This is a genomic window from Paenibacillus sanfengchensis, assembly GCF_036864765.1.
Taxonomy (GTDB): domain Bacteria; phylum Bacillota; class Bacilli; order Paenibacillales; family Paenibacillaceae; genus Fontibacillus; species Fontibacillus sanfengchensis.
Genome location: NZ_JBAGJC010000001.1, coordinates 272,864 through 289,706, shown reverse-complemented (window position 1 = coordinate 289,706; position 16,843 = coordinate 272,864). Strand labels below are relative to the sequence as shown.

Annotated in this window: 21 protein-coding genes; all 21 read left to right on the top strand. The window is 51.0% G+C overall.

The genetic code is table 11. From position 1 onward, the window contains the following. Positions 1–24: 24 nt before the first annotated feature. The 21 genes from fliE (at position 25) to flhB (ending at position 16,836) form a co-directional block, all read left to right on the top strand. Positions 25–333, top strand: a complete 309-nt coding sequence (fliE, locus tag V4U84_RS01330; protein WP_416367196.1) for a flagellar hook-basal body complex protein FliE — start codon at positions 25–27, stop codon at positions 331–333. Positions 334–365: 32 nt separating this feature from the next. Then, entirely contained in the window at positions 366–1,952 is a 1,587-nt protein-coding gene (gene fliF, locus V4U84_RS01325) for a flagellar basal-body MS-ring/collar protein FliF (RefSeq protein ID WP_334072987.1), read from the top strand. 11 nt (positions 1,953–1,963) lie between these two features. After that, complete coding sequence (gene fliG, locus V4U84_RS01320; protein WP_148449852.1) at positions 1,964–2,983, top strand: flagellar motor switch protein FliG; 1,020 nt, start codon at positions 1,964–1,966, stop codon at positions 2,981–2,983. Then, positions 2,976–3,827, top strand: coding sequence for a FliH/SctL family protein (locus V4U84_RS01315; RefSeq protein WP_334072986.1), 852 nt, complete (start codon positions 2,976–2,978; stop codon positions 3,825–3,827). Before fliG ends, V4U84_RS01315 begins: the two co-directional genes overlap by 8 nt. After that, on the top strand, positions 3,814–5,133 hold the full coding sequence (gene fliI, locus V4U84_RS01310) for a flagellar protein export ATPase FliI (RefSeq protein WP_334072985.1): 1,320 nt from the start codon (positions 3,814–3,816) through the stop codon (positions 5,131–5,133). Before V4U84_RS01315 ends, fliI begins: the two co-directional genes overlap by 14 nt. A 10-nt stretch (positions 5,134–5,143) precedes the next feature. Beyond that, complete coding sequence (fliJ, locus tag V4U84_RS01305; protein ID WP_334072984.1) at positions 5,144–5,587, top strand: flagellar export protein FliJ; 444 nt, start codon at positions 5,144–5,146, stop codon at positions 5,585–5,587. A 42-nt stretch (positions 5,588–5,629) separates the two neighbouring features. Further along, entirely contained in the window at positions 5,630–6,559 is a 930-nt protein-coding gene (locus tag V4U84_RS01300) for a MotE family protein (RefSeq protein WP_334072983.1), read from the top strand. 53 nt (positions 6,560–6,612) lie between these two features. Then, a complete protein-coding gene (locus V4U84_RS01295) occupies positions 6,613–8,013 on the top strand; it encodes a flagellar hook-length control protein FliK (protein ID WP_334072982.1) in 1,401 nt (466 codons plus the stop codon). A gap of 19 nt (positions 8,014–8,032) precedes the next feature. Further along, the gene (locus V4U84_RS01290; protein ID WP_334072981.1) at positions 8,033–8,584 is read left to right on the top strand and encodes a flagellar hook assembly protein FlgD; all 552 of its coding nucleotides are present in this window, start codon (positions 8,033–8,035) and stop codon (positions 8,582–8,584) included. Continuing rightward, positions 8,581–8,964: a TIGR02530 family flagellar biosynthesis protein gene (locus tag V4U84_RS01285; protein ID WP_334072980.1), complete on the top strand. Its 384-nt coding sequence runs from the start codon at positions 8,581–8,583 to the stop codon at positions 8,962–8,964. Before V4U84_RS01290 ends, V4U84_RS01285 begins: the two co-directional genes overlap by 4 nt. 100 nt (positions 8,965–9,064) lie before the next feature. Next, entirely contained in the window at positions 9,065–9,880 is an 816-nt protein-coding gene (gene flgG / locus V4U84_RS01280) for a flagellar basal body rod protein FlgG (protein ID WP_334072979.1), read from the top strand. Between the two features lie 59 nt (positions 9,881–9,939). Beyond that, a complete protein-coding gene (locus V4U84_RS01275; protein WP_334072978.1) occupies positions 9,940–10,164 on the top strand; it encodes a flagellar FlbD family protein in 225 nt (74 codons plus the stop codon). Further along, positions 10,161–10,634, top strand: a complete 474-nt coding sequence (locus V4U84_RS01270; RefSeq protein WP_334072977.1) for a flagellar basal body-associated FliL family protein — start codon at positions 10,161–10,163, stop codon at positions 10,632–10,634. Before V4U84_RS01275 ends, V4U84_RS01270 begins: the two co-directional genes overlap by 4 nt. Before the next feature lie 43 nt (positions 10,635–10,677). Further along, positions 10,678–11,676, top strand: coding sequence for a flagellar motor switch protein FliM (fliM, locus tag V4U84_RS01265; RefSeq protein ID WP_334072976.1), 999 nt, complete (start codon positions 10,678–10,680; stop codon positions 11,674–11,676). Beyond that, positions 11,666–12,883 carry a flagellar motor switch phosphatase FliY gene (gene fliY / locus V4U84_RS01260; protein ID WP_334072975.1) on the top strand — a complete coding sequence of 406 codons (1,218 nt, stop codon included), beginning with the start codon at positions 11,666–11,668 and terminating at the stop codon, positions 12,881–12,883. The genes fliM and fliY overlap by 11 nt, the downstream gene beginning before the upstream one ends. A gap of 27 nt (positions 12,884–12,910) precedes the next feature. After that, entirely contained in the window at positions 12,911–13,276 is a 366-nt protein-coding gene (locus V4U84_RS01255; RefSeq protein WP_148449831.1) for a response regulator, read from the top strand. 9 nt (positions 13,277–13,285) lie between these two features. Then, positions 13,286–13,828: a flagellar biosynthetic protein FliO gene (locus tag V4U84_RS01250; RefSeq protein ID WP_334072974.1), complete on the top strand. Its 543-nt coding sequence runs from the start codon at positions 13,286–13,288 to the stop codon at positions 13,826–13,828. Continuing rightward, the gene (gene fliP, locus V4U84_RS01245; RefSeq protein WP_334072973.1) at positions 13,825–14,589 is read left to right on the top strand and encodes a flagellar type III secretion system pore protein FliP; all 765 of its coding nucleotides are present in this window, start codon (positions 13,825–13,827) and stop codon (positions 14,587–14,589) included. Before V4U84_RS01250 ends, fliP begins: the two co-directional genes overlap by 4 nt. A 72-nt stretch (positions 14,590–14,661) precedes the next feature. Next, positions 14,662–14,931: a flagellar biosynthesis protein FliQ gene (fliQ, locus tag V4U84_RS01240; protein WP_148449828.1), complete on the top strand. Its 270-nt coding sequence runs from the start codon at positions 14,662–14,664 to the stop codon at positions 14,929–14,931. A gap of 12 nt (positions 14,932–14,943) precedes the next feature. After that, on the top strand, positions 14,944–15,732 hold the full coding sequence (gene fliR, locus V4U84_RS01235) for a flagellar biosynthetic protein FliR (protein WP_334072972.1): 789 nt from the start codon (positions 14,944–14,946) through the stop codon (positions 15,730–15,732). Between the two features lie 15 nt (positions 15,733–15,747). Then, positions 15,748–16,836: a flagellar biosynthesis protein FlhB gene (gene flhB, locus V4U84_RS01230; RefSeq protein ID WP_334072971.1), complete on the top strand. Its 1,089-nt coding sequence runs from the start codon at positions 15,748–15,750 to the stop codon at positions 16,834–16,836. Positions 16,837–16,843 lie beyond the last annotated feature (7 nt).

The window sequence follows — 16,843 nt, the reverse complement described above, 5'->3', positions numbered from 1 at the left end:
TCAGAAAGATAGGAGTGTTGAGTTTTGATACAGGCTATGAATTTTAATGCCTTAAAGGCCGTGGACGCCATAGATCAGCCCAGTAAGCCGGTTTCTCCCACGCCCGCGGAATCCCTGAAAGAGTTCGGCGCCTTTCTTACGGAAGCCCTAAACGGGGTAGACGCCCAGGAAAAAAATGTACAGTCCATGAATAACAAATTTCTGCTTGGTGAAGTAAGCGCGGACCAGGTGATGATCACCTCAGAGCAAGCGATGTTAAGTTTGCAGTTGACTACGCAAGTTAGAAATAAAGTGATAGAAGCTTATCAAGAAATTATGCGTACGCAAATTTAATAAAAAAAGCATGCTTCGGATGAGGTGACGTTGTGAATGAGAGAATTGCCCAGTATCGGGATAAATTAACGGGATACTGGAACCATTTCAGCAAAAAACAGAAAATTTTGCTAATTTCCACTGTAGCCATTGTATTGTTGGCGATTGTCCTATTAACGATCCAGTTTTCTAAAACGGAATACGAAGTAGCCTTCACCGGACTGGACTCCACGGATGCAGCAGGGATTATCAAGCACCTGGAGTCGGGAAAAATTCCCTACAAACTCGGGCCGGATGGCACCAGTATCTCGGTTCCCAGCAAAGACGCTTCCCGCGTCAAAGTCGATGTAGGGTCCCAGGGGATCATCCAGAATGGCTCCATCGGCTGGGAATCCTTTAATGAGAGTTCTTCCCTAATCGGGATGACGGACAACGAATTCGGCGTCAAGTATAAGAGCGCATTGAACGGCGAGATCGAGCAACTCTTGAAACGGATGCAAGGCGTAAACGACGCCAAGGTGTTGATCAATCTTCCGGCCGAAAATGTATTTGCCAGTCCAGAGGAACAGGAGAAAGCTTCCGCCTCCGTGGTACTGACGTTTAAGCCGGGCTACCGCCCGACGCAAGAAGCGGTCGACGGATATTTTAACCTCGTTAAAACATCCGTGCCTAACCTGCCGGTCGAAAACATCTCCTTGTCTTCGAGCGACGACACCGTGCTTCTTCCTACGGGGCAAGGCGGCCAAATCGGATCGCTGACGACGGCGGTCCAGGAAAATATGGCTCTTCAGAAAAAATTCGAGAGCGACGTAAAACAAAGCGTTAAACAGTTCTTGTCCAGATTGATGGGTCAAGACAAAGTGGAAGTGCTGGTGACTTCCAAGCTCAATTTTGACCAGGTCAGCCAAAAGGAAAACTTGGTGACGCCTGTAGATACCGAAAATATAAAAGGTATCGAAATCAGTGCTCAAAAAATTCAAAAGAGCTACACCGGACAGGGAAGCCCTGACAGCGGAGTAGCGGGGACCGGTGAAACGGACGTATCGAACTACCCGGGTACCGAAGCAGGAAGCGGGGGCTCCTCTTCGGAAGAATCTTCGTCCACGATCAACTACGAAGTGAACCGAATTACCAAGGATATTGTAGCCAGTCCCTACGTTATAAAAGATTTAACCATTAATGTTGCAGTTGAACCACCCGACGGTCAAGAAAATTTGGATCAGCAGACTCAAACGGATATTAAGAATATCTTGACCAATATTGTCGGTTCCTATTTGGCTGATTCTGGTACTACTTATACAGACGCAGATTTGGAGAGAAAAGTTTCAGTTTACTCCCAACCTTTTCATAATTCTGGGACAGAACGTTCCGGTTTGAGTCTTTCGAGCCCGATCGTATGGGGAATTGGAGCCGCAGCGTTGCTCGCTATCGCGGGGGTCGTATTCCTCTTGATTCGCAGAAAAGGCAAAGCTGAAGAGGTGGAAGAAGAAATCCCGCTGCCGCTTACGCCGGAATTTCCTTCCATTAACTTGGAATCTGTCACAAACGAAAACCAAGTGCGCAAACAGCTTGAGACGCTGGCCAAGAAGAAGCCGGACGAATTCGTCAACTTGCTTCGCACCTGGCTGGCTGACGAATAGAGGTGAACGCATTGTCAAAATCAACAACAAGCCAAGTTTTAAGCGGCAGACAGAAAGCGGCGATTCTGCTGATTACACTCGGGCCGGAAGTATCCGCCCAAATCTTCAAGCATTTGCGTGAGGACGAAATTGAACAATTGACCCTGGAAATTGCCAATGTCCGGAAAGTGGACAGTGCCGAAAAAGAGATGATTATGGCGGAATTTCACCAAATCTGTCTCGCTCAGGAATATATTTCCCAAGGCGGCATTACTTACGCCAAAGAAATTTTGGAGAAGGCGCTCGGCCAGTCGAAAGCGATCGATATCATCAACCGCCTGACGGCCACTCTGCAGGTCAGACCGTTTGATTTCGCCCGCAAAGCGGATCCGAATCAAATTTTGAACTTCATTCAGAACGAGAATGCACAAACGATCGCTCTCGTCTTGTCATACCTGCAATTTGAACAGGCTGCGGTCATTCTGTCTTCCCTCCCTCAGGAGAAGCAGGCCGAAGTGGCCCGGAGAATCGCTGTCATGGACAGCACGTCTCCGGAGGTTATTTCGCAAGTGGAGCGCGTGCTGGAGCAAAAACTGTCCGCTACCGTGACCCAGGATTACACCAGCGCCGGCGGCATCGAAGCGATCGTTCAAATTTTGAACGGCGTCGACCGCGGTACGGAACGTACGATTCTCGACTCGCTGGAAATTCAGGATCCGGAGCTCGCGGAAGAAATCAAAAAGCGGATGTTCGTCTTCGAGGACATCGTCAACATCGACAACCGTTCGATTCAACGGATTATCCGCGACATCGAAAACGCGGATTTGCAGCTTGCGCTTAAAGTGGCGAGCGAAGAAGTTCGTGAGGCGGTATTCCGCAACATGTCGAAACGGATGTCCGATACGTTCAAGGAAGAAATGGAATTTATGGGGCCCGTGCGGCTTCGTGACGTGGAAGAAGCTCAAACCCGCATCGTAGCAACGATCCGCAGGTTGGAAGATGCCGGAGAGATTATAATTGCCCGCGGCGGAGGAGATGACATCATTGTCTAATTTGATCAAAGTATCCCAATACGTTCCGGTGGACATTTTGAAACAGCTGAATTTGGCCAAAACGTATGAGGCATCCGAGGAACAGCGATCAGACGATGATATGGCTACTGTGCAGGAGGAAGTGATTTCGGCACAGGATGCCGCGGCGGAAGAAGCCAGAAGACAGATGCTGGCCGACGCTAAAGAATTTGCGGAAAGCCAGGTGAAAGCCGCTTCCGAGCAGGCTGAGCAGATTTTGGCCGGAGCCAGGCAACAGATTGAAGACTGGTGGAAAGAACGGCGGGAACAGGACGAACATCTGATCGAGGCCGTAAAATCGGAAGCATTCAATGAAGGCTTTGAAGAAGGCCGTGTTCAGGCCGAGGAAGCCCTTAAGCTCAGAATCGATGAAATGATGAGTGAGGCCGGCGCTGTTCTGCAGCAAGCTTATGTTGAGAAAGAGCGGATTATCCAAGAGGCCGAGCCGTTTTTGGTGGAACTGAGCTGTGCGATCGCCGAGAAGATTATCGACAGACAGCTTGAAGTGGAGCCGGACTACTCGGTGGAACTGATCAAGAAGAGCTTGTCGCGAAAACGGGAGCAGGGCGTACTGACGCTTTGCGTATCGCCCTCACAGTTTGCTTTTGTGCAAGCGGCGCGGGAAGAGCTTAGCCTGGTGATCGATTCGCAGGCCGAGCTGCAGATTCTTCCCGATCCATCGGTTCAGGACCGGGGATGCGTCATCCGTTCTTCCTTCGGAAGTGTGGATGCCAGAATCGATACCCAGCTTGCCGAAATCAAGAAGGAGCTGCTGCGGATTTCGCGGCAGACCGAGGAACGGGGAATGACGAATGACGATCATTAATCCGGCTCGATATATCGACCATCTTCGCCAGCTGGACCCGGTTCGGATCAATGGCAAGGTCACCCAGGTTATCGGTTTGATGGTAGAGTCGGAAGGTCCGGATGCGAGCATCGGGGATGTCTGCTACATCTACCCGAGCAAGTCGTCGCAGCCGCTGCAAGCGGAGGTTGTCGGCTTCAGGGACAACAAGGTGCTCCTCATGCCGCTCGGCGAACTGACGTCGATCGGACCGGGCTGCGATGTGGTCGGTACCGGGAAACCCCTGACTGTGCAGGTCGGTTCGGAGCTGCTCGGCAAAGTGCTCGACGGCTTGGGACAGCCGCTTGACGGCTCCGTTCTTCCCTCGCGGATGGGCCACTACTCGACGTATAACAAACCGATGAACCCGCTCAACCGGCCGCGTGTGATTGAGCCGATCAGCATCGGCGTCAGGGCGATCGACGGTTTGCTGACCATCGGGAAAGGCCAGCGGGTCGGGATTTTTGCCGGCTCCGGGGTCGGCAAAAGTACCTTGATGGGAATGATCGCCCGCAACACCTCGGCCGATGTCAATGTCATCGCGCTGATCGGCGAACGGGGCCGCGAGGTCCTGGATTTTATCGAACGCGATCTGGGACCGGAAGGATTGGAACGATCCGTGGTGATCGTGGCGACTTCGGACCAGCCGGCCCTGATTCGGATGAAAGGGGCGCTCATCGCCACGACGATTGCGGAATATTTCCGGGATCGCGGGTTGAACGTCATGCTGATGATGGACTCCGTCACCCGTTACGCCATGGCGCTGCGGGAAGTGGGGCTTGCGGTCGGCGAACCGCCGGCGATGCGGGGTTACACCCCGTCCGTGTTCGCCGCCCTGCCCAAGCTGATGGAGCGGGCCGGCACGGGACCAACGGGTTCGATCACCGCGTTTTATACCGTGCTGGTAGACGGGGATGACATGAATGAGCCTATCGCGGATGCCGTGCGCGGCATTCTGGACGGACACATTGTACTGAATCGGAATATCGCCAATAAGGGGCATTTTCCCGCCATTGATATTTTGGCCAGTATCAGCCGGGTCATGAAGGACATTGTGACCGATGAACAAAACGATGCCGCCGAGAATCTGAAACGGCTTCTGGCCGTGTACAAGGATTCCGAGGATCTCATCAATATTGGGGCATACCAACAGGGCTCCAATGGGGAAATCGATGAAGCGATCGGTTACATCCAGCGGATTTGGGCTTTTGCGAAACAGAAGGTCAATGAGAAAGTGACGCTGCCCGAAGCGCAGGAACAACTTATTTCCGAATTTGCAAGGAGCTGAATAGTAAAGGATGAGATTCCGTTACGTATATCAGAAGGTCGTGGACTTGAAGTCCAATGAGAAGACTCAGGCTGAATGGATGCTGTCTGCGGCCGTAGGAATTCTACAGGCGGAGCAGTGCTCCCTGGAACAGTTGGTGGAGGAGCGGTCACGAATCCATACCGCCATTCAAAATGAGATGGAAAACAAGGCTTCGATGATCAAGCTGCAAGAACTTCAACGGTATATGGACTATCTCGAAAACTGCATCACGCGAAAAATCGGAGATGTGCAGCGGGCGGAAGTCAATGTGGACCAGAAAAAGTCGATATTAAGCACGAAGATGTTGGATGAAAAAGTGTGGCTGAAAGCCAGGGACAAAGCGAAGGAAAAGTTTCAGCAAGAATTGCTTCTTCGGGAACAAAACGAATTGGATGAAATGGCAACGGTCCGGTTCGCCATGAGAGCCCGTTAAAGGAGTCGGGGCCTACAATGGGTTTGCGAAGGAGGAGAAGAAATGTCACAGACTGAACTGGATGAGGAACTGGAGGAGTCAGGCGGAGGGTTATCAAGATTTTTGTTCTTTATGACCCCGATCTTGTTCACGGTCGTACTGCTTGGCGTGTTGTTGACCTTATTCAATGTAAATATCAAACAATCCTTGCTGGATATCGGTGAGAAAATCCCGATCGTCAAAAACTGGATCCCGGATCAAACGGAAGAAGTTGCCAAGGATGCGGAAAAGGATGAGAAAAAGCAGCAGGAAAGCACCGAGGCTACCGTTAAAGAATTGAAAGAGCAGGTGGCCAAGCAGGAAGATGAGTTGAAGCAAGCCAACCAGCTTGCCGCTGAGCAAGAAACGAAAACGAAGGAGCTCCAGGAACAGCTGGATACCGCGCAAAATGCGGAGGAAGAGCAGAAAAAGGCCGAAGAAGAAGCCGCTTATTTAAAGGAAGTCAAAAAACTGGCATCGATCTATTCGGCGATGAGTCCAAGCAAGGCGGCGGCGATTTTTGACAAGTTGACCACCGATGAAACACTTCAGATGTTCAGCGTCATGAGCAACGAGAGCAAAGTGGCTATCTTGGAAAAAATGGATCCCGAGAAAGCGGCGAATATTTCCATCCGGCTGAAAGACGTTAAGCCGGCGGAAGACCTGGCGATTGCGGCGCTGCAATCCCGGCTGAAAAAGGAAGCCACCGAAGAGGCGCCTGCCAAAGCCTCCGGGGCCGCGTTGGATGATGCGCAGCTCAGTCAAACGTTCCGAACGATGTCGGCGGATTCAGCTTCCAAGCTGATTGTCCAGACCTATAAAATCAGTCCGGAAAAGGCTTTGAAAATCTTGAAATCGATCGATGACACAACGCGATCCAAAATTTTGGACGCCATGACCAAAGCGGATGAGAAGCTGTCGGTGAAGATCGTAAACCAACTGGTCGGCAAGTGAGCAGCAGGGGATGACTTTTTGGACGACCTCTAGGGAAAGGAGGTGAAAAGAAAATGAGTCAACCATTATCTAATGTAGGAACTTCAGCTCCCGCAAAATCATTGTGGTTCGGAAGCGCCGGTAAAGTGGCGGGCGCGGAAGGCACAGGAGCTACCTTCGGTCAAACGCTGGTATCGATGCTCGCCGGGGAGGCCGGCTCGCAAGAAGGACAGTTGACCGCACAGTTGGCGATTTTGGCAGGCTTGACGGACACGTCGAACGGGTTGGCGGCAGAAGGCGAGAACGAAAGTTTGAACGCACTGCTGGAAAACCTGCTTGAGCAGTTGGAATCGTTGGATGACGCGCTGGCGGAGAATCCGGAACTCCTCGCGATGCTGCAAGGCTGGCTGCAAAATGCGCATCTCTATCTGCAAAACGTGCAGCAAGCCGACGGTTCCGACGGGGCTCCAAGCGATTCGGGGATTCCGGCGCTGGCCGAGCATGCCGAAACAGTCCGATTCGCGGTTCAGGATACGTTGGTCCAACTGGTGGCGGCTTCAGGTTCAAAACCTTCGGCAAACGCCGAGCTGAATTCGCTGCAGGCGAAAGCTCTTTTGGAATCGCTGCAGACGCTTCTTTCCTCGGCAGGAATCACCGGAGAACATAAGTCACCGTCCGGGAAGTACGCATCGACTCTGGCTGATTTGAAAGGCATTTTGAAGGAGAACTCGTCCGTTCATCCGGATCGGACAGGGACAGCCGCCGACAAGAATGTGGCTGAAGCTCCGAAAGTGCAAGTAGTCTCTCAAGCCGAGACCGCTTCGGTCAAAGCATCGGCATCCACAGTGTTGCTGGCAGGTGAAGATACGGCTTCTACTGCCGTAGAAACCTCGGATGGCGAACATCCGTTTCAATCGGGCAACGTGGTGACGGCGGGGCAATTAGCCCTTCGCGATGCGGCGGCGGCTCCATTAAAGGCACCGGCTCCTCCGGTACCGGTCGAGAAGTTCGGCGAAGAAATGTCCCGCTTCTTGGTGAGCAAGCTGGAGATTATTCAGGCGGGCGGCGTATCCGAGGCGAAAATTTCGCTCTTTCCCGAGCATTTGGGACAAGTAGACGTCAAAATTACGATGCAAAACGGCCAAATGATCGCCCAGTTTATGACGGAGCACGCTTTTGCCAAGGAATCGCTTGAATCCCAAATGGCTCAACTCAGATCGGCATTGCAGTCCCAAGGGCTCCAGGTCAACAAATTGGAAGTGACGCAAAACACGCCGTTGTCCTCCCATATGTACCAGGATGGTCGTCAACCGGGAAGCGGTACGGGGCAACAGCAAAACGGAAAGCGTCGTGAAGTGGTTTCCGAGGAAGAACTGCTGGGCATCCATGATCTGAACGAGGAATGGAACGAGTGGATCTCGAGCGTCAGAGAAACAGAAGGAACGTTAGGAAGTTCCTTTGTGGCTAGAGCCTAGCAGAAAGGAGGCTGATTTCATGGCCGAAATTATACCACCGAAGGTCAACTGGCCGCATTATTCGACCGAGAATGTCGAAAGAGCCAGTAAATTGGATAACAAACTGGGGAAGGACGACTTTCTGAAGCTGATGATGGCTCAGATGAAGTACCAAGACCCGATGTCTCCGATGGATAACAAAGACATGGTTGCGCAGATGGCCCAGTTCAGTTCGGTCGAACAGTTGACCAACATATCCGATCAGCTAAAGGCGATGAGCGCGTCGCTCGGCAACAGTTCGGGCTTGATCGGTAAAATGGTAAGCTGGGCGGGAGAAACGAAGACCGGCAACTACGATATTGCGACCGGGAAACCGGAAGTGATCGCAACGACAGAGAGCGGTTTGGTCGATTCGATTATCGTTCGCGGCGGTGTTCATTACGTGAAAGTTGGCGATAAAGAAATCGAGCTTACCAAGGTTGAAAAGGTGGAGAACGCACCTGAACCGGAACCGGAGCAGCCTGCCGAAGGAGACGGCGGTACGGGCAACAATGCGCCTCCACCGGCAGAACAAGGAGCGGGTGCGGAGTGAGCGACCCAATCCGTATAGGGCACCTGTATACCGGCCGGATTCAGCCGGGGACGGTCCCCTACTCCAGAAATCAGCAGGCTGAGAGCTCACCCAATGGTTTAAGTTTCGAGGAAATGCTCCAGGATCGGCTGCTGCATTTCAGCAACCATGCCGTGAAAAGGCTGGAGCAGCGCGGAATTGAGCTTAAGCCGGAGGAACTGAGCCGCATCGAATCGGCGATCGACAGTGCGGCCGCCAAAGGCGCGAAGGAAACTTTGATATTAATGAAAGATACGGCCCTGATCGTCAACGTGAATAATCGCACGGTTGTTACGGCGATGCATGGGAGCAGCATGAAGGACAATGTATTCACCCAGATTGACAGCGCAGTTATCATTTGACAAACAATTGGCTGGCCCGGATTCGGAAGCCGACAAGGGCCGCGGATCGACTGAAGCGGTCCTAGAAATTACATTTGTCCCAGGGGAGGAATTTTGCAAAATGTTAAGATCCATGTATTCGGGTGTTTCAGGCATGCGCGGGTTTCAAACGAAACTCGACGTGATCGGCAACAATATTGCCAACGTAAATACCGTTGGTTTTAAATCGGGACGCGTTATGTTTAAGGATATTATGAGCCAGACCGTTGCAGGGGTAACCGCACCTACCGACGAAACCGGTGGTATTAACGCTAGACAAATAGGTCTTGGGGTCTCCATCGGATCGATCGACACGCTGCACACCGGCGGCAGCGCCCAGACGACGAACAATCCGCTTGATTTGCGGATCGACGGCGACGGTTTCTTCATGGTGACACTGAATGACGAGCAGGAGGTCCCTTTTCTAACCCGTGCCGGTGACTTCCACCTGGATGCGAACCGCCGTTTGGTGACATCCGATGGTCTGCTCGTTTGTAACGCAGACGGTGAACCGTTGGAGGCTATTGAGGATGATGTTACTGCTTTTTCAATTGGAGCAAACGGTATTATCATGCAGAAACTGAACACCGGGGCTACCGAGGAAGGGCAAACCATCGGGTTAGCTAAGGTAACCAACCCGGAAGGTCTTGAGAAAATCGGGGGCAATCTCTATCGGACGACCTTGAATGCACAAAATGGCGAACTGGTGATGTCCGCTCCGAACAGCCAGGAAACCGGCACTGGCGCGCTCGTACCTGGGCAGTTGGAAATGTCGAACGTCGACCTGACGGGCGAATTCACCGAGATGATCGTGGCGCAGCGCGGTTTCCAGGCGAACTCCCGGATTATCACGACTTCGGATGAAGTGCTGCAGGAAGTAGTTAACCTGAAGCGTTAAGATGAAGGTTAGCGGGGGAAGGGGACTTTCCTTTCCCCGGTCTAATTGGGAGGTTTATCATGATTTCTGTAACCAAGCTCAACGGTGCGCAAATGTGGCTTAACGCCATTATGATCGAAACCGTAGAAGAAACACCCGATACATACGTGACCCTTGTAACCGGCAAGCGTATTATCGTGCTGGAGAAGGCGTCCGAAATTATCGCGATGATCAACGAGTATTACAGCGAGATCGGTATCCACGCAGCAACTATTAAAGTGCAACAAACGGAGGAATTGTCATGAAAAAGATGGCACCATGGCTGATTACGATATTGCTGGCCATAACCCTGATCGTAATGGCCGCCTTTCTGCTCGTCAATCAGATGACGGGACCGGCTTCGGGCGGTGAAGTGAAGGCCGCGGTTGACGAAGTAACCGTTCCTAAACACTTGACTGCGGATGAACTGGTTGAAGTGACTTCAACCATCAATGATATCAAAACGAATCTATCCGATCCGAATTATGTCGTTGTCCTCGATTTTGCGTTCCAGCTCGATAGCGCCGCTTCCAAGGAAGCCTTTGATAAAATCAAGGATTTCAAAATCACGCCGATCATTATTAAAACGCTGGCGGACACCAAGCCGGAAGAATTGAACGGGGCCAGAGGTAAGGACAATATGAGTTCGAAGCTGCTGAACCTGATCAACAAATCGCTGCCGGAAGGAAAATTGATTCAAATCGATATTACCAAATTCATTATGACGGCGATCTAGACTAATATCGGTTTTCGATTACTTTTCCAAGGGGGTGAGTTGTTTGGTAGATGTGTTGTCGCAAAATGAAATCGATGCCCTGCTTGCCGCGCTTTCTTCGGGCGAGATGGATGCCGAGGAATTGAAAAAGGAAGAGACGCAGCGGAAAATCCGGGCTTACGATTTCAAAAGAGCCGTTCGTTTTTCCAAGGATCATATCCGCAGTTTGACGCGTATTCATGAAAACTTTGCCCGTTTTCTCACCACCTATTTCTCGGCACAGCTTAGAACGTTTGTCCAGATCAATGTGGTTCAGGTTGAACAGCTTCCGTATGATGAATTCATCCGGTCCATCCCGAAGATGACGATCCTTAACATTTTTGAGGCTGAGCCGCTGGAAGGCAGAATGGTGCTGGAGGTTCACCCCAATATCGCTTTCGCCATGTTGGACAGATTGCTGGGGGGGATCGGAACGGCACCGTCAAAAATCGGTTCTTTAACGGAAATCGAAACGATTATCATGGAACGAATTTTCAGCCGGGCGTTCGAAAGCTTGCAGGAAGCTTGGAAAACCGTGATTGATATCAATCCGCGGATGGAAGGTCTGGAGACCAATCCTCAATTTATGCAAATCGTTTCGCCGAACGAAACGATCGCGCTGATCTCTTTGAGTACGAAAATCGGGGACACGTCGGGGATGATTAACCTTTGTATCCCTCACGTCGTAATTGAGCCGATTATGCCGAAGCTGTCGGTGCACCATTGGTTCGTCTCCCAGAAAAAAGCGCGGGTGCCTGAAGAGGTGGATGCGCTCCGCCATCGTGTGAATAGAGCCAAGCTTCCGATCATCGCAGAGCTCGGAGAGTCCCAAATTACCGTTCAGGAATTTTTGGAACTGTCCGCAGGCGATGTGATTTCCCTGAATAAATCGGTGCAGGACGGGTTGTCCATCAGGGTTGGCGATCGATTGAAATATATCGGAAGTCCCGGTACGTTAAAAGACCGAGTTGCCGTGCAAATTGATGAAATTGTCAACGAAGGAGTTGAGGAACTTGACGAGTAAAGATTATTTGTCCCAGGAAGAGATCGATGCCTTGCTAAAGCAGTCCAACCCGGACTCGGCACCCGAACCGACGGTCTCCGATTATTTGTCGCCACTGGAGCAGGACGCTCTTGGCGAGATCGGAAACATCACCTTCGGGAGCGCGGCAACGGCGCTCTCTACCCTGCTTAGCAAAAAAGTGGATATCACAACTCCCAAGGTATCCATAATTACGAGATCTCAGTTTGAAACGGAGTTCCCGAAACCGCATGTTGCCATTCATGTTCAATATGTAGACGGTTTTGAAGGCGTCAATTCTCTCGTTATCAAAACTAGAGATGCCCAGGTCATTGCCGACTTAATGTTGGGCGGCGAAGGAAACCCGGCTGATGAGGAACTGAATGAAATTCATATCAGCGCGGTTCAGGAAGCCATGAACCAGATGATGGGCTCATCCGCGACCTCCATGTCGACGATCTTTAACCGGTTTGTAAATATTTCTCCACCGGGGATCGATATTTTGAACATGACGAACGGGGACGGCGTAGCCAGTCTGCCGCCGGATGAAACCTTGATCAAAATTTCGTTCCGGTTGACGATCGGCGATTTGATCGACTCGACGATCATGCAGCTGTTAACCGTCAAATTCGCGAAGGAAATGGTCGACAGTCTCATTAACGGCTCGTCTTCCGAACCGTCCGCTCAAGAGGTTGCAGCCGCAGCTCCGGCGGCCGCGGCACCAGCTTACGAGGCTCCGGCTTACCAACAGCCGCCCGCACATGCACAGCAGCCAATGGCACAGCCGCCGATGCAACAACCGCCGATGCAGCAGCAAGGATACTATTATCCGCCGCAAGAACGGCCTTATGGCGAACCGCAGCATTTTGGCGGTGTACCCGGAAGGAACGTGAATGTGCAGCCCGTACAATTCGCTAACCTTGGCAACCCGGCATACGGTCAAGCCGACATTAATAATTTGAACTTATTGATGGACATTCCGCTTAAGGTCACCGTAGAATTAGGAAGGACCCAAAAGCAGATCAAAGATATCCTCGAATTGTCCCAAGGTTCGATTATCGAGTTGGACAAGCTTGCCGGCGAACCGGTGGACATTCTGGTCAACAACAAGTTGATTGCCAAAGGCGAGGTTGTTGTTATCGACGAAAACTTCGGTGTTCGCGTTACGGATATTGTCAGCCAATGGGATCGCATACAAAATTTACAATAGTAGAAGTTTAGGGAGGATTTTAAATCAATGGCAAACCGAATTCTTATCGTAGACGACGCAGCATTTATGAGAATGATGATCCGGGATATTTTGACGAAAAACGGATTTGAGGTTGTCGGTGAAGCACAAGACGGCGCGCAGGCGGTGGAGAAATTCAAGGAATTGCGTCCGGATTTGATTACGATGGACATTACCATGCCGGAGATGGATGGCATCGCGGCGTTGAAAGAGATCAAGAAGCTGGAACCGAATGCGAAGGTCATCATGTGCTCCGCGATGGGGCAACAGGCCATGGTTATCGATGCCATTCAGGCGGGGGCGAAGGACTTTATTGTCAAGCCGTTCCAATCCGACCGGGTTATCGAAGCGATCAACAAAACGCTCGGATTGTAGGCGAAACCGATGTTTCTATCGCAAACTGACGTTCCGCCGGGATTTAGTAGGGATGTCAACCTTTGGGGGAATTTGATTAATGTCATTGTCGTACTGGCGATAATCATTGTTTTGATCGTAGTCTTAATCCGTTTTTTGGGGAAGAGAAACCGGTTATTCTCCCAAAGCCGTTCGATCCGTACGATGGGAGCTGTCGGTCTCGGTCCGAACAAGTCGCTCCAGGTGATCGAAATCGGCAGCAGCGTGTATCTTGTCGGCGTGGGTGAAGATATCACCTTGCTTGACAAGATTACCGATCCGGAAGAACTGGCGGCTTTGCAGCAGGCTTTTGAAGAGGAGGGGACGGAGTTTGCCGGAGTGACTTCGGTTCTGTCTGGCCTCGTCTCCCGATTCCGCAAAGCGCCTCCGCAGGAAGCGGAGGAACTCGAAGGGACATCGTTTCATGAAATGTTTCATTCCCAGTTGCAAAAAATGCCTAGCCGCAAACGTCAGATGGAGGAACTGCTGAAGGACCAGGAAGAAGAATCTACAGATCGGTTGAGGGATTCATGAAGAACAAAGTTCTAATTGCGACATTACTTTTTACGTTGTGGAGCGTTTTGACAGTAACCATCGCCTCCGCGGCTCCCGTCGATCCTATTCCCGAAATCGGGATACAAATCGGGGGGAATACGGGAACAGAGGGCGGCACCAGCTCGCTATCGCTCATATTGCTTATTACGGTGTTAAGCGTAGCGCCGGCGATTCTGGTTCTGATGACCAGCTTTACGCGAATTGTGATCGTGCTCGGATTTGTCCGCAGCTCGCTGGGAACGCAGACTTCGCCGCCCAATCAGGTTCTGGTCGGCCTGGCGCTGTTCCTGACGCTGTTTGTCATGAGTCCAACGCTGTCAACGATTAATGAGGTAGCGTTACAGCCTTACATTAAAGGGGAAATCACCCAGACGGAAGCTTTAAATAAAGCGGCTGTTCCTATGAAAAAGTTCATGTATTCACACACGCGGCCGAAGGATCTGCAATTATTTATGAGTTATACCAAAACCGAGAAGCCGAGCAGCTACGAGGAAATTCCGATTTCGGTCCTGGTTCCCGCGTTCGCCATCAGTGAGCTGAAGACCGCATTCCAGATGGGGTTCATGATATTTATACCTTTTCTAATTATAGATATCGTGGTCTCAAGTGTGCTCATGGCGATGGGGATGATGATGCTTCCGCCGGTTATGATCTCATTGCCGTTCAAAATTTTGTTGTTCGTCTTGGTTGATGGATGGTATCTGATTGTGAAGTCTCTGCTGGTCAGCTTCAATCCTTAGCGAGACTAGGGTTGAAAGCTGTGGCTATGCGCATATGATGGATTTACTATTTCATAGAGGGGGAAAACGGTTATGAGTTCGGAGTTTATTATCGGTTTGGCCGGACAAGCCGTTTATACCGTTTTAAAGGTTAGCGCTCCGATGTTGGTGATCGGTCTGGTCGTCGGTTTAATTATCAGTATCTTTCAAGCCACGACCCAGATTCAAGAGCAAACGCTCGCGTTCGTTCCGAAAATTGTCGCCGTGCTGTTGGCCCTGCTGATGTTCGGACCATGGATATTAACGACGCTGGTCGATTTCACCTATGGTATTCTGAACAATCTATCTAATTATATCGGTTAGGCTTCGGTGAACATGGAGATCATTTTACACGGAATTTCCGTCTTTTTGCTAATTTTTTGTCGAATGACAGCCTTTTTTGTAGTTGCACCCATATTTTCATCGCGCGGCGTACCCATGAACTTTAAAGTGGGGATCGCGGGAATCATCTCTTTGCTGATCGTGACGATTCAGGGAACGAACCAGGCCATCCCCAATGATCTGGGATATCTTCTGCTCGTTTTTCGCGAGGTCTTGATCGGTTTATTGATGGGCTATGTTGCTTATCTGATCTTTTCCGTCATTCAGACGGCCGGGTCGTTTATCGACATCCAGATCGGATTCGGCATCGCCAACGTGATTGACCCGATGACCGGCGCGTCAGCCCCGGTAATCGGCAACTTTAAATATCTGATTGCCACATTGCTGTTTCTGACGATTAACGGACATCATTATTTGCTGGACGCGGTGATCCGCAGCTACAACTGGATTCCGCTATCGAATGAAGCATTCCAGAGATTATACCACGGCAGTGTATCCGAGTTTTTGGTGCGTACCTTTAGCCAGTCGTTTATGCTGGCCTTCCAGATGTCCGCGCCGTTGGTCGTAGCCTTGTTTTTAACCGACGTTGCGCTCGGTTTCCTGGCCCGGACAGCTCCGCAGTTCAACGTATTTGTGATCGGGATTCCCGTAAAAATCATTGTGGGTTTGGTCGTACTGCTGCTGTTGGTTCCGGGATTTATCGTTGCCTTCGAGAATCTGTTTGAAGTGATGTTTAAGGCGCTACATAATCTGTTCGGTACGCTTGGAGATCGACCGACGTAAGGAGGGGAGTCGCTGATGATCTATCGGTACAGCCTCGATTTGCAGATGTTTGCCGGAGAGAAGACGGAGAAAGCGACACCCAAAAAACGTCAGGATGCGAGAAAAAAAGGTCAGGTGGCCAAGAGTCAGGATGTTTCCGGTGCGCTCATTCTGCTGGCTACATTTATGTGCCTTATGGCCTTCGGCGCTTATATCAAGGAGCGGCTCGTCGCTCTGTTCAGCGATGTTTTTTATCATAGACTTACGACCGATGTGACGCAAGAGAACGTCATGGTGATGCTCGGGGATTACGGGATGCAAATTTTGTTGCTGCTCGCCCCGGTCTTTTTGGTCGTCGTCGTTATGGGCGTCATCGCCAATTATGCGCAAGTCGGCTTTTTGCTCACCGGGGAACCGCTCAAGATGAAATTCAGCAAGCTGAGCCCCATCCAGGGGTTTAAAAAGATCTTTTCCATGCATGCGCTTGTTGAGTTTCTGAAATCGGTTCTAAAGCTGGTGATTATCGGCTATCTGGTTTATTCCACCATTTGGGGAGCCAGGAGCAGTATCGCTGCGATCGGTAAGGTCCCGGTGGAGGAAGCATTTCATTTCACAGCGAAAATTACGATGAGTTTGGGGCTTAAAATCGCCGCGGCACTGTTCGTCCTGGCGGTGCTCGATTATATGTATCAACGATACGAGCATGAGAAAAGTTTGAAGATGTCCAAGCAGGACATCAAGGACGAGTATAAAAAAATGGAAGGCGACCCGCTGATCAAGGGGAAAATCAGGGAAAGGCAGCGCCGGATGGCCCTCCAGCGCATGATGCAAGAGGTGCCGAAGGCGGATGTCATCATCACCAACCCGACGCATTTTGCCGTTGCATTAAAATACGACGGATCGCAAATGGAAGCTCCTCAGGTCATCGCCAAGGGGCAGGATTTCGTCGCCCTTCGAATTAAGGAGATCGCCAAGGAGCATGGCGTTGTGACGATTGAAAACAAACCGCTGGCACGGGCGTTGTTCCAGAGAGCCGAGATCGGGGATATGATCCCGGGGGATTTGTTCCAGGCTGTAGCCGAAGTGCTTGCGTATGTATATAAATTGCAAGGCAAAGTGAAATAAGCTCGGG